Raw genomic sequence first — 13,531 nt, 5'->3', positions numbered from 1 at the left:
GATAAGGCGAGGTGGATATGTTTATCCTTGAAACGCTGAATTTCGTTGTTGATATTTTAAAAGTCCCTTCAGTGCTGGTCGGGTTAATTGCTCTGATTGGTCTTGTGGCGCAGAAAAAAGCCTTTTCGGATGTGGTAAAAGGCACAATTAAAACCATTCTCGGTTTTATTGTACTGGGCGGCGGCGCAACTGTGCTGGTGGGCTCTTTAAATCCGCTCGGCGGTATGTTTGAGCACGCCTTTAATATTCAGGGCATTATTCCAAACAATGAAGCTATTGTATCGATTGCCCTGGAGAAATATGGCGCTTCCACCGCGCTCATTATGGCCTTCGGGATGGTGGCGAATATTATTGTTGCGCGCTTTACCCGCCTGAAATACATCTTCCTCACCGGGCATCACACCTTCTACATGGCATGCATGATCGGCGTGATCCTGACGGTTGCAGGCTTCGAGGGGGTCGGGCTGGTCTTTACCGGTTCGTTGATCCTCGGCCTGATTATGGCCTTCTTCCCGGCGATTGCGCAGCGCTATATGAAGCGTATTACCGGCAACGATGAGATCGCCTTCGGTCATTTCGGCACGCTGGGCTACGTGCTGTCCGGCTGGATTGGCAGCAAGGTCGGGAAAGGCTCGCGCTCCACCGAAGAGATGAACCTGCCGAAGAACCTTAGCTTCCTGCGTGACAGTTCAATCTCCATCTCCCTGACCATGATGATTATCTACCTGATCATGGCGGTGAGCGCCGGACGTGAGTTCGTGGAGGCCACCTTCAGCGGCGGCCAAAACTACCTGGTATACGCCATCATTATGGCCATCACCTTCGCGGCAGGCGTGTTCATCATCTTGCAGGGCGTGCGCCTGATTCTGGCGGAAATCGTCCCGGCCTTTACTGGCTTCTCGGAAAAACTGGTGCCCAATGCGCGGCCTGCGCTGGACTGCCCGGTGGTCTATCCGTATGCGCCAAACGCGGTGCTGATTGGCTTCCTGTTTAGCTTCCTCGGCGGGATTGTGGGCTTGTTCATCTGCGGTCAGTTTAGCTGGGTGCTGATCCTCCCGGGCGTCGTGCCGCACTTCTTCACCGGCGCAACGGCGGGCGTGTTCGGTAACGCCACCGGTGGACGCCGCGGGGCAATGATTGGCGCCTTTGCTAACGGCCTGCTGATCACCTTCCTCCCGGTCCTGCTGCTGCCTGTTCTGGGCGCAATTGGCTTTGCGAATACGACCTTCTCGGACGCTGATTTTGGTGCGGTCGGGATTGTGCTGGGCAACCTGGCACGCTTCCTGTCGCCGCTTGCCATCACCGGACTGGTTGTTGTGTTGTTCGCGCTGCTGGTGGCCTACAACGTCTTCGCTAAAAACAAACCTGCCAGCGGTAACGCGCAGGAAAACCCCGGAGCCAAATCATGAATGAGAATGAAATAACCGACCTGGCGCGTCAGATCCGCCTTGAGACGCTGAAATCCCTTACGCAGCTGGGTTTTGGGCACTACGGCGGCAGCATGTCAGTCGTTGAAACGCTGGCCGTTCTGTACGGCGCGGTGATGAAGATCGACCCGGCCGATCCGGACTGGCCAGAGCGCGATTACTTTGTGCTGTCGAAAGGCCATGCGGGGCCGGCGCTGTACAGCACGCTGGCGATTAAGGGCTACTTCCCGATTGAAGAGCTGAGCACGCTGAACCAGAACGGGACGCGTCTGCCAAGTCACCCGGATCGCCTGAAAACACGCGGCGTGGATGCCACCACCGGTTCACTGGGGCAGGGGATCTCCATCGCTGGCGGCATGGCGCTGTCGCACAAGCTGGCAGGAAGGCCAAACCGGGTGTTTTGCATCGTTGGCGACGGAGAACTGAATGAAGGGCAGTGCTGGGAAGCCTTCCAGTTTATCGCTCACCATCGACTGAACAACCTGACGGTATTCGTGGACTGGAACAAACAGCAGCTCGACGGCGAGCTGGACGAAATCATCAGCGCCTTCGACCTGGAAGGCAAATTCCGCGCCTTTGGTTTTGACGTCGTGACGGTGAAAGGGGATGACATTCCGGCGCTGCTGGAGGTGACCGCGCCGATCCCTGAGGCTGATGCGCGTCCGCGGGTGGTGATCCTCGACAGCATCAAAGGGCAGGGGGTGCCATACCTGGAACAGCTCAGCAACTCGCATCACCTGCGATTAACCGAGGAGAGCAAAGCGGTGCTTAACGAGACGATTCGCCAACTGGAGGCTTCACATGATTAAGGTTGCACCGACAGGACAGAAAGATGCCGTTGAGATGCGTAAGGTCTACGCGGGTTTTGTGGCAAAACAGATTGAGGCCGGGAGCGAGATCATTGCGCTCGAAGCGGATCTGATGAGTTCGATGGCGATGGACGGCGTAGCGCGTGATTATCCACAGCACGTTATCAACTGCGGCATTATGGAGGCCAACGTGATTGGGACGGCCGCCGGGCTGTCGCTCACCGGACGTAAGCCGTTCGTCCATACCTTTACCGCCTTTGCCAGCCGTCGCTGCTTCGACCAGCTGTTTATGTCCCTGGACTACCAGCGCAATAACGTGAAGGTGATTGCCTCGGATGCGGGCGTGACGGCCTGCCACAACGGCGGGACGCATATGTCTTTTGAGGATATGGGCATCGTGCGCGGTCTGGCGCATTCAGTGGTGCTGGAGGTGACCGATGCGGTGATGTTCGAAGATGTGCTGCGTCAGCTTATCGACCTGGAAGGCTTTTACTGGGTAAGGACCATCCGTAAACAGGCGCCGAGCGTGTATGCCCCGGGGTCAACCTTCACCATCGGCAAGGGCAACGTGCTGCGCGAGGGAACCGATATTACCCTGATTGCTAACGGCATTATGGTGGCGGAAGCGCTGGAGGCGGCGCGCCAGCTGGAGCAGGAGGGGGTAAGCGCAGCGGTCATCGACATGTTTACCCTGAAGCCCATCGATCGGATGCTGGTGAAAAACTATGCCGAGAAAACCGGGCGTATTGTGACCTGCGAAAATCACAGCATTCACAACGGGCTGGGGTCGGCGGTGGCGGAAGTGCTGGTGGAAACCTGTCCGGTGCCTATGCGGCGGGTGGGGGTGAAGGAACGGTATGGTCAGGTGGGTACGCAGGACTTCTTGCAGAAGGAGTATGGCCTGACGGCACATGACATTGTGTCGGCGGCGCGGGAGCTGCTGTAATAAAAAAGGCGACCATTTGTGGTCGCCTTTTTGTTGCCCGGTGGCGCTCGCGCTTACCGGGCCTACGGTCCTGTAGGCCGGATAAGCGAAGCGCCATCCGGCAAGACCTTACAATTACTGCTGCTGCGAAGACTGGATCGCCGTCAGCGCGATGGTGTAGACGATATCGTCAACCAGCGCACCACGGGACAGGTCGTTCACAGGTTTGCGCATGCCTTGCAGCATTGGCCCGATGGAGATCAGGTCTGCTGAACGCTGTACCGCTTTATAGGTGGTGTTACCGGTGTTCAGATCCGGGAAGATGAACACGGTAGCGCGACCTGCAACCGGCGAGTTCGGCGCTTTGGATTTCGCCACGTCAGCCATTACCGCGGCATCGTACTGGAGCGGGCCGTCGATCATCAGATCCGGACGTTTTTCCTGTGCAATGCGGGTCGCTTCACGGACTTTCTCTACGTCACTACCTGCACCAGAGGTGCCGGTGGAGTAGGAGAGCATCGCGACGCGTGGTTCGATACCGAAGGCAATCGCGGAGTCCGCAGACTGGATAGCGATTTCTGCCAGCTGCTCTGCGGTTGGGTCCGGGTTGATCGCGCAGTCGCCGTAAACGTAAACCTGTTCAGGCAGCAGCATGAAGAACACGGAGGAGACCAGAGAGCTGCCCGGTGCAGTTTTGATCAGCTGCAACGGTGGACGGATGGTATTTGCGGTGGTGTGAACCGCACCGGAAACCAGACCGTCAACTTCGTCCTGCTCCAGCATCAGCGTACCCAGCACCACGTTGTCTTCCAGCTGCTCGCGCGCAACGGCTTCGGTCATGCCTTTGTTCTTACGCAGCTCAACCAGACGGGCAACGTAGCTTTCGCGGACCACGTCAGGATCAACGATTTCGATGCCCGCGCCGAGCTCAACGCCCTGAGACGCCGCAACGCGGTTGATCTCATCCGGGTTACCCAGCAGCACACAGGTCGCGATACCGCGCTCTGCACAGATGGCTGCCGCTTTAACGGTACGTGGTTCGTCGCCTTCTGGCAGAACCACGCGTTTGCCCGCTTTACGCGCCAGCTCGGTCAGCTGGTAACGGAAGGCTGGAGGAGACAGACGACGGCTGCGCTCGGAGGTCGCGGTCAGGGATTCGATCCAGTCTGCGTTGATGTAGCCTGCAACGTATTCCTGAACTTTCTCGATACGCTCGTGGTCATCAACCGGCACTTCGAGGTTGAAGCTTTGCAGGCTCAGGGAGGTCTGCCAGGTGTTGGTGTTCACCATGAAGACTGGCAGGCCAGTGGCGAACGCACGTTCGCACAGCTTGCTTACGCGTGGGTCCATCTCGTAGGCGCCGGTCAGCAGGATCGCGCCGATCTCCACGCCGTTCATCGCGGCCAGACAGGCTGCAACCAGCACGTCCGGACGGTCTGCGGAGGTTACCAGCAGGGAACCTGCACGGAAGTGCTCCAGCATGTGTGGAATGCTACGTGCGCAGAAAGTTACGGACTTCACGCGGCGGGTGTTGATATCGCCTTCGTTGATCACGGTGGCGTTCAGGTGACGCGCCATATCGATTGCACGGGTGGCAATCAGATCGAAGCTCCATGGCACCGCGCCCAGAACAGGCAGCGGGCTGGAATCCTGCAACTTAGCCGGGTCAACTTTGATGACTTTCGCTTTGGAAGAGTCGTCAAAAATTTCGGACAGGTCAGGACGCGTACGGCCCTGCTCATCTACTGGCGCGTTCAGCTTGTTAACAATCACGCCGGTGATGCTGGTGTTTTTCGCACCGCCGAAGCTGCTGCGCGTCAGTTCGATACGCTCTTTCAGCTGCTCTGGGGTATCCGTGCCCTGAGACATCACGAAAACGATCTCTGCGTTCAGGGTTTTCGCGATTTCAAAGTTCAGAGACTGGGCAAACTGGTGTTTACGGGTTGGGACCAGGCCTTCAACCAGCACCACTTCCGCGTCCTGCGCGTTTGCGTGGTAGTTGGCAATGATCTCTTCCATCAGCACGTCTTTCTGGTTGCTGGAGAGCAGAGATTCAACGTGGCTCATCTTCAGCGGTTCAGCCGCTGGCAGATTGGAGTTCTTGCGAACGATGGTGGTGGTCTGGTCTGGCGCATCGCCACCGGCACGTGGCTGGGCGATAGGCTTAAAGACGCTCAGACGAACGCCTTTGCGTTCCATAGCGCGGATCACGCCGAGGCTGACGCTGGTCAGGCCGACGCTGGTTCCGGTAGGGATCAGCATAATAGTACGGGACACGGTTTATCCTCTTTCGTTACCGCCGCGTTGGGCGGGTTACAAAACAGCACCGCCAGCATTGCTGGCGGTGTGGAATCAGGCAGTCAGGCGGTGCGCGTCTTGCGCGATGACCAGCTCTTCGTTAGTTGGGATAACGATAGCAGGGCGGGTGCCTTCTTTGTTGATGAAGCCAGACTTGCCGAAGCGGGCAGCCAGGTTACGCTCATGATCAACTTCGAAGCCCAGAACGCCCAGTTTGCCCAGGGACAGTTCACGTACCATTGCCGCGTTCTCACCGATACCGCCGGTGAAGATAACAGCATCCAGACGGCCTTCCATCAGCGCGGTGTAAGAACCGATGTACTTCGCCAGACGGTGGCAATAAACGTCCATTGCACGTTTAGCGTCAGCTTTTTCTGCGTAGTTGTCTTCAACGTAACGGCAGTCGCTGGTGACCTCGGTCAGGCCCAGCAGGCCAGACTCTTTGGTCAGCATTTTGTTGATGTCGTCAACGCTCATGCCCAGAGTGTCGTGCAGGTGGAAGATGATCGCCGGGTCGATATCACCGGAACGGGTACCCATCACCAGACCTTCCAGCGGGGTCAGACCCATAGAGGTGTCAACACACTTACCGTTGCGGATAGCGGAAACAGAACCACCGTTGCCCAGGTGGCAGGTGATAATGTTGACTTCTTCAACCGGCTTGTTCAGCACTTTTGCGGCTTCCTGAGTCACATAGAAGTGGCTGGTGCCGTGTGCGCCGTAACGACGGACGCCGTGCTCTTTGTACAGGCTGTATGGCAGGGCATAGAGGTAAGACTCTTCCGGCATGGTCTGATGGAACGCGGTATCGAACACGGCCACGTTTTTGTCTTTCAGACTCGGGAAGGATTTCAGTGCTTCAGCGATACCGATCAGGTGAGCCGGGTTATGCAGCGGTGCGAAAGACGCAGAGTCTTTGATACCCTGGATCACGGAGTCGTCGATTACCACGGAACTGGTGTATTTTTCGCCGCCGTGGACGATACGGTGACCAATTGCGGTCAGCTGAGCAGACAGTTCTGGTTTTTGTGCCAGAATAGTGTTAACGATAAAGTTCAGCGCTTCACTGTGAGCGGCGCCTGCACCTAAAGCCGCTTCTTGTTTGCTGCCGTCCATCTTCCACTTGATACGTGCTTCAGGCAGATGGAAACATTCGGCCAAACCAGAGAGGTACTCGTCACCGTTGAGCGCATCGATGATGGCGAATTTCAGTGAGGAGCTACCGCAGTTCAGAACCAGTACTAACTTACTCGACATGGAAGTACCTATTATTGATACGTGGCTAAAAAAACGTCAGTGAGTCTAAAAGCGTAACGCATGCTGACCCAGACATTTATGATTAACATCATGCCAAACAAACATTCTGGCAGGATGGAAGAAATACCTATGATTTTAAGCCATTTTGAACATTTTTCAGACAATGGCATAATATGCGATAATTTGACGAGTTAACGCTTATCGTCTACGGCCCTATCAGGCTGGCACAGGATACCCGATACGGGGTAGCGATGACAAAATATTTTGAACGTTGTCATAGCCTGTTGTGGTTTTGCACGAAAATTTTAATTTTTATATGTGAAGTTGAGGTACAGCCATGTCGACACCCGAAATCCCGTCTGTGAACTTTTTTAGTCTGTTTCGTCGGGGACAGCATTACGCAAAGACATGGCCGATGGAAAAGCGCCTCGCGCCCATGTTTATTGAAAATCGCACTATTCGCGCCACGCGCTATGCGATTCGCTTTATGCCCCCGATTGCCGTTTTTACCCTGTGCTGGCAGATAGCGTTAGGTGGACAGCTTGGCCCTGCCGTCGCGACGGCGCTTTTTGCGTTAAGCCTGCCGATGCAGGGGCTATGGTGGTTAGGCAAACGTTCCGTCACGCCACTTCCGCCTTCTGTTTTACACTGGTTTTATGAAGTGCGTGGAAAACTGGAGGAGGCGGGCCAGGCGCTGGCACCGGTTGAAGGCAAGCCAGACTATCAGGCGCTGGCGGATACCCTCAAGCGTGCGTTTAAACAGCTTGATAAAACATTCCTCGATGACTTGTGATTGATCATCGAAACGACGACCAAAAGAAGGCACAGTAACAATCAGTTACCGTGTCTTTTTTTTACAGTGCAATGCGCTACAGGAGTCGAAAGATGGAAATGACCCATGCTCAACGTCTGATTTTGTCTAACCAGTACAAGATGATGACTATGCTTGATCCCGATAACGCTGCGCGCTACAGCCGCCTGCAAACCATTGTTGAACGTGGTTTTGGCTTGCAGATGCGCGAACTGGATCGCGAATTTGGCGAACTGAAAGAGGAAACCTGCCGTATCGTTATCGACATCATGGAGATGTACCATGCGCTGCATGTGTCCTGGACCAATCTGAAGGACCAGCAGACCATTGACGAGCGCCGCGTGACGTTCCTGGGCTTTGATGCTGCGACGGAAGCGCGCTATCTGAGCTATGTACGCTTTATGGTGAATACCGAAGGGCGTTACACCCATTTTGATGCGGGTACGCACGGCTTCAACGCCCAGACCCCGATGTGGGATAAGTATCAACGTATGCTGAGCGCGTGGCACGCCTGTCCGCGTCAGTACCATTTAAGCAGCAACGAAATTCAACAAATCATTAATGCCTGACGGAGGTGTGTGTGCAGTGTAAAGGTTTTCTGTTTGATCTGGACGGTACGCTGGTGGATTCGCTACCGGTGGTGGAGCGCTCGTGGTGCCACTGGGCCGACCGGCACGGCATCGACCATCAGGACGTACTGAATTTCATCCATGGCAAACAGGCCATTACCTCATTGCGGCACTTCCTTGCGGGACGTTCTGAGGAAGAGATTCAGGCGGAGTTCCGCTATCTTGAGCAGATTGAAGCTACCGATACCGAAGGCATCACCGCGCTGCCCGGTGCGCGTGAACTGCTTGAGCACCTGAATGAAGCGCAGATCCCGTGGGCTATCGTCACCTCCGGCTCGGTTCCCGTCGCGCATGCCCGTCATAAGGCGGCAGGTTTACCGACGCCGGACGTCTTCATTACCGCTGAGCGCGTGAAGCGCGGCAAGCCTGAACCGGATGCGTTTCTGCTCGGCGCAGAACTGCTTGGCCTTGCGCCAGCGGAGTGCGTGGTGGTGGAAGACGCGGCGGCAGGCGTGCTGGCCGGGCTGAACGCCGGAAGCCACGTCATTGCCGTTAACGTCCCGGCGGGTTCCCCCCGGCTGGAAGAGGCGGATTTCGTGCTTAACACCCTGACCGCCATCGACGTCTCGAAGGCGTCAGACGGAGTTGTAACCGTCTCGCTAAAAATGTAATCCCATGATATAGCCCCGCATTACCGGGGCTTTTTTATGGCAGAATTGCTTCTCCTCCACTGACAAGGACATGTTGTGAACGGTGAACTGATTTGGGTCCTGAGCCTGCTGTTAATCGCCATCATTCTTTTTGCCACGGGCAAGGTGCGCATGGATGCCGTCGCCCTGTTTGTGATTGTCGCATTCGTTCTGAGCGGTACCCTTTCCCTGCCGGAAGCCTTTTCCGGGTTTAGCGATCCCAACGTTATTTTGATTGCCGCCCTGTTTATTATTGGCGACGGGCTGGTACGCACCGGCGTGGCGACGATGATGGGGTCGTGGTTGGTTAAGGTGGCGGGCAGCAGCGAAACCAAAATGCTGATTTACCTGATGCTGACGGTCGCCGGGCTGGGCGCGTTTATGAGCTCTACGGGCGTCGTGGCCATCTTTATTCCGGTCGTGCTGAGCGTCTGCATGAGGATGCAGATCTCCCCGTCGCGGCTGATGATGCCGTTGAGCTTCGCCGGGCTCATCAGCGGCATGATGACGCTGGTCGCGACGCCGCCGAACCTCGTCGTGAACAGCGAACTGATCCGTGAGGGGCTTGAGGGGTTTAGCTTTTTCAGCGTTACGCCGATCGGGCTGGTGGTACTGGTGATGGGCATTATCTATATGCTATTGACCCGTTTCGCGCTGAAAGGGGAGAAGCAGGATAAAGCCAAAGAGGGCTGGAAGCGGCGCTCTTTCCGCGATCTGATTAAAGAGTATCGTCTGACCGGGCGTGCCCGACGTCTGGCTATCCGCCCGGGATCGCCTATGGTGGGGCAGCGGCTGGATGACCTTAAGCTACGCGAACGCTATGGCGCGAACGTCATCGGGGTTGAGCGCTGGCGTCGTTTTCGTCGGGTGATCGTTAACGTGAACGGGGTGTCAGAGTTTCGCGCGCGTGACGTCCTGCTGATTGATATGTCCACCGCAGACGTGGATCTGCGGGAGTTTTGTAGCGAGCAACTGCTGGAGCCGATGGTCCTGCGCGGCGAGTATTTCTCTGACCAGGCGCTGGATGTGGGAATGGCCGAGGTGTCGCTGATCCCGGAATCGGAGTTATTGGGCAAAACCGTGCGTGAAATCGGCTTTCGTACCCGCTATGGCCTCAACGTGGTGGGCCTGAAGCGCGATGGCGTAGCCCTTGAAGGGGCGGTGGTGGATGAGCCGATCCTGCTGGGGGATATCTTCCTCGTGGTCGGCAACTGGAAACTGATTAGCCAGCTCGGGCAGAAAGGCCGCGATTTTGTGGTGCTGAATATGCCGATTGAAGAGAACGATGCGTCACCGGCGCACAGCCAGGCGCCCCATGCGATTTTTTGCCTGGTATTGATGGTCGCGCTGATGCTGACGGACGAGATCCCTAACCCGGTGGCGGCGATAATCGCCTGTCTGTTAATGGGCAAATTCCGCTGTATTGACGCCGAAAGCGCTTACAAAGCGATTCACTGGCCGAGCATCATTCTCATCGTCGGGATGATGCCCTTCGCCCTGGCGCTACAGAAAACCGGCGGGGTGGATTTGATCGTGAAAGGCTTAATGGACGCGGGCGGGGGATATGGTCCGTACCTGATGATGGTTTGCCTGTTCGTCATGTGTGCCACCATCGGTTTGTTCATCTCCAATACCGCAACGGCGGTGCTGATGGCGCCCATTGCGCTGGCGATGGCAAAATCGATGGGCGTTTCGCCGTATCCGTTTGCGATGATGGTTGCGATGGCGGCGTCCGCGGCATTTATGACGCCGGTCTCTTCCCCGGTCAATACGCTGGTGCTGGGGCCCGGGAATTATAGGTTCAGTGATTTCGTGAAGCTGGGTGTGCCGTTCACCGTGCTGGTGATGGTGGTGTGCGTGGTATTGATACCGGTCCTGTTTCCGTTCTGAGCATTTTGCCGGGTGGCGGCTACGCCTTACCCGGCCTACAACCCCGTAGGCCCTGCAAGCGCAGCGCCGCGCCGCTGGGCGAAAATCAGAGTGGCGAATCCTGGCTAATCTCATCCAGCGACAAATGGAAGCTCGGCACAAACACGCGCATAAAGTAGTCCATCTCTTCGCTGCGACGGGATTCCAGCGTTTTTTCCAGACGCGTTTTTGCCAGTAAAAATTCGTTATTCCCGGCGGATAACTCTTCCAGACACTTCAGGTAGGCGCACAGCGCATCGGCCTGCTTAACCAGGGATTTATCCTCTTCCGTATACTGATGCTCATCGATCAGCGGCCCGAAGATATCGCGCAGCTCTTCAGGCACCATGTCGATCAGCTTCTGCTGGGCAATCTTCTCAATGGCCTTATATTCCTGGGCAATCTGCGAGTTGAAATATTTCACCGGCGTAGGCAGATCCCCGGTCAGCACTTCCGATGCATCGTGATACATCGCCAGCAGGGCGATACGTTCGGCATTCACCTGCCCGTTGAATTTGCGGTTTTTAATCACGGCCAGCGCGTGCGCGACCATGGCAACCTGCAAACTGTGCTCAGACACATTTTCAGTACGCACATTGCGCATCAGCGGCCAGCGGTTGATGAGTTTCAGGCGGGAGAGGTGGGCAAAGAAATGACTCTGACTCATAGGTTACCTTATGTCTTCACTGCGACAGACTTCATTGTGCGGGGAGGGGAGGGAAGATGCAAATTTGCGGATGTTGCAGGCCGGGTAAGCGCAGCGCTACCCGGCGAAAAGTCAGCGTTACTGATGGTACCCGGAGAGGAAGCGCCCGAAGCGGCTGATGGCCATCTCGAGATCGTCTTCGCGCGGCAAGGTGACGATACGCACGTGATCCGGCCACGGCCAGTTAAACGCCGTCCCCTGAACCAGCAGCACTTTTTCCTGCAACAGGAAGTCGAGCACCATTTTCTGGTCGTCGTGAATATTGAAGCGCTTCGCGTCGATTTTCGGGAACATGTACAGCGCGCCGTTAGGCTTCACGCAGGAGACGCCCGGAATATCATTAATCAATTCCCATGCGCGGTTGCGCTGTTCATACAGGCGGCCGCCTGGAACGATAAACTCGCTGATGCTTTGATAGCCGCCGAGAGCTGTCTGGATCGCATGTTGCGCCGGTACGTTGGCGCACAGACGCATGGATGCCAGCATCTCCAGCCCTTCAATGTAGCCTTTCGCATGTTTTTTCGGACCGTTCAGTACCATCCAGCCCTGACGGAAACCGGCAACGCGGTAAGTTTTAGACAGTCCGTTAAAGGTGACCGTCAGCAGATCGGGCGCCAGCGCGGCGATAGAGTGGTGCTGCGCCGCGTCGTACAGGATCTTGTCGTAAATCTCGTCGGCAAAGATGATCAGGTTGTGCTGGCGGGCGATCTCGACGATCTCCATCAGCAGCTCTTTTGAATAGACCGCACCCGTCGGGTTATTCGGGTTAATGATCACGATACCCCGGGTGCGCGGGGTAATTTTGGCGCGAATATCATCCAGATCCGGGAACCAGTCAGAGGATTCGTCGCACAGGTAGTGCACCGCTTTACCGCTGGACAGGGACACCGCAGCCGTCCACAGCGGATAATCCGGGGCAGGAACCAGCATTTCATCGCCGCTGTTCAGGAGCGCCTGCATCGCCTGAACGATCAGCTCCGAGACACCGTTGCCAATGTAGATATCTTCAACGGTGACGTCGCGCATACCGCGAGCCTGATAGTGCTGCATGATGGCTTTACGGGCGGAATAAAGCCCTTTTGAATCGCAGTAGCCTTGTGCAGTGGGCAGGTTACGGATCACATCCACCAGGATCTCATCCGGCGCTTCAAAACCAAATGGCGCGGGGTTGCCGATGTTGAGTTTCAGAACCTTATTGCCTTCCTCTTCAAGGCGTTTTGCCTCTTTGAGTACCGGGCCACGGATGTCGTAACAGACGTTGTCGAGCTTGCTGGATTTTTCGATAGGGGACATGAACCTTTAACCTTTTCGCTATTATTGCAACTTCCTGCCGTGGAAGTGAGCACGGAACAATGTACTCCCACCGCGCTTCGTTTTGAAGGGCGCACAGAAGAAGATTTCGTCCAACCGGGCAATGCCGCGGTGATCGCTTACTCTAACGACGGAGTGATTTTGTGCCTGAATTTATCGTGATAAAGAGGGGTGCTGGGTGGTTTATGCTAAAAATTTCATATAAGGATGAATATTATTCTGGAATAAATAAAAAGACGATTCGGGCTGATGCATTAGTCCCGCTGAGTGACCATTCGTAAAACCTGAATGCTGAGATACCGATTGCCATATTAGCAAAGCCAGGTTAAAAGTTACTCATGTGAAATTAATGTTAAGGGTTATTAATGAATGGCCTGAATCTAAATTAAACTTTATTTATTATTAACGACGAAAATGCAACTTTCGTTAATTTTAATAAAAAGAGTGTAGTTGCTTATCATTGGCGGTAAATCCTTAATATTGCAATAAGACTTATAAATATAGTGGATTTGGGTTAAGATGTGTTTCGGGAATGCAGCATAGCGATAGGCCTGTTACGTATATCGGATACTGCTTTCCTGTATTAATCGATTGTTATTGTTAAAATTATCTCTGGCTGATTGGGTAAGTCACATCTTGCTACGTTGCCAACGCTGCGATATAGATGGCAGAAAACATGTCTTACTCTTTATGGTATTAACATCGACCTGCAAACAACGAAATATCCTGGACGCAAGAGAATAAAAATAACGTCATGAAACGTGATTTCTGACTGGTGATATACCGCAGTACAATAACTATCTGTCAGGCAGTCTGCCGGG

General features: G+C 55.2%; 11 protein-coding genes. 7 read left to right on the top strand and 4 right to left on the bottom strand.

Going from position 1 to position 13,531, the window contains the following annotated elements:
• The first annotated feature begins 17 nt into the window (after positions 1-17).
• From LOC22_RS03540 to LOC22_RS03530, 3 genes are read left to right on the top strand one after another with little or no spacing between them, the layout of a single operon-like run.
• Positions 18-1,409, top strand: coding sequence for a PTS ascorbate transporter subunit IIC (locus tag LOC22_RS03540; protein WP_230239362.1), 1,392 nt, complete (start codon positions 18-20; stop codon positions 1,407-1,409).
• A complete protein-coding gene (locus LOC22_RS03535) occupies positions 1,406-2,236 on the top strand; it encodes a transketolase (protein WP_230239361.1) in 831 nt (276 codons plus the stop codon). The genes LOC22_RS03540 and LOC22_RS03535 overlap by 4 nt, the downstream gene beginning before the upstream one ends.
• Complete coding sequence (locus tag LOC22_RS03530) at positions 2,229-3,182, top strand: transketolase family protein (protein ID WP_015572265.1); 954 nt, start codon at positions 2,229-2,231, stop codon at positions 3,180-3,182. Before LOC22_RS03535 ends, LOC22_RS03530 begins: the two co-directional genes overlap by 8 nt.
• 114 nt (positions 3,183-3,296) lie before the next feature.
• On the opposite strand, the gene pta is transcribed toward LOC22_RS03530, so the two are convergent.
• Together pta and ackA are read right to left on the bottom strand one after the other, a co-directional pair.
• A complete protein-coding gene (gene pta, locus LOC22_RS03525) occupies positions 3,297-5,438 on the bottom strand; it encodes a phosphate acetyltransferase (RefSeq protein WP_017383435.1) in 2,142 nt (713 codons plus the stop codon).
• Positions 5,439-5,513: 75 nt separating this feature from the next.
• A complete protein-coding gene (ackA, locus tag LOC22_RS03520) occupies positions 5,514-6,716 on the bottom strand; it encodes an acetate kinase (protein ID WP_015572267.1) in 1,203 nt (400 codons plus the stop codon).
• A gap of 337 nt (positions 6,717-7,053) precedes the next feature.
• On the opposite strand from ackA, the gene yfbV reads away from it, so the two are divergent.
• From yfbV to LOC22_RS03500, 4 genes are all read left to right on the top strand, one after another.
• Positions 7,054-7,509, top strand: a complete 456-nt coding sequence (gene yfbV / locus LOC22_RS03515; protein WP_017383434.1) for a terminus macrodomain insulation protein YfbV — start codon at positions 7,054-7,056, stop codon at positions 7,507-7,509.
• A gap of 92 nt (positions 7,510-7,601) precedes the next feature.
• Positions 7,602-8,096: a YfbU family protein gene (locus tag LOC22_RS03510; protein ID WP_003861461.1), complete on the top strand. Its 495-nt coding sequence runs from the start codon at positions 7,602-7,604 to the stop codon at positions 8,094-8,096.
• A gap of 11 nt (positions 8,097-8,107) precedes the next feature.
• The gene (locus LOC22_RS03505; RefSeq protein WP_003861463.1) at positions 8,108-8,767 is read left to right on the top strand and encodes a sugar phosphatase; all 660 of its coding nucleotides are present in this window, start codon (positions 8,108-8,110) and stop codon (positions 8,765-8,767) included.
• 75 nt (positions 8,768-8,842) lie between these two features.
• Positions 8,843-10,675, top strand: coding sequence for an SLC13 family permease (locus LOC22_RS03500; protein ID WP_017693001.1), 1,833 nt, complete (start codon positions 8,843-8,845; stop codon positions 10,673-10,675).
• Between the two features lie 85 nt (positions 10,676-10,760).
• On the opposite strand, the gene yfbR is transcribed toward LOC22_RS03500, so the two are convergent.
• Positions 10,761-11,360 carry a 5'-deoxynucleotidase gene (gene yfbR, locus LOC22_RS03495; RefSeq protein WP_230239360.1) on the bottom strand — a complete coding sequence of 200 codons (600 nt, stop codon included), beginning with the start codon at positions 11,358-11,360 and terminating at the stop codon, positions 10,761-10,763.
• Positions 11,361-11,477: 117 nt separating this feature from the next.
• Positions 11,478-12,692, bottom strand: coding sequence for an alanine transaminase AlaA (alaA, locus tag LOC22_RS03490; RefSeq protein ID WP_003861471.1), 1,215 nt, complete (start codon positions 12,690-12,692; stop codon positions 11,478-11,480).
• Positions 12,693-13,531 lie beyond the last annotated feature (839 nt).

It is taken from the genome of Enterobacter sp. AN-K1 (assembly GCF_020971765.1).
Classification (GTDB): domain Bacteria; phylum Pseudomonadota; class Gammaproteobacteria; order Enterobacterales; family Enterobacteriaceae; genus Enterobacter; species Enterobacter hormaechei_C.
The sequence above is the reverse complement of the archived record's forward strand: the minus strand, read 5'-3'. Positions and strand labels throughout refer to the sequence as shown.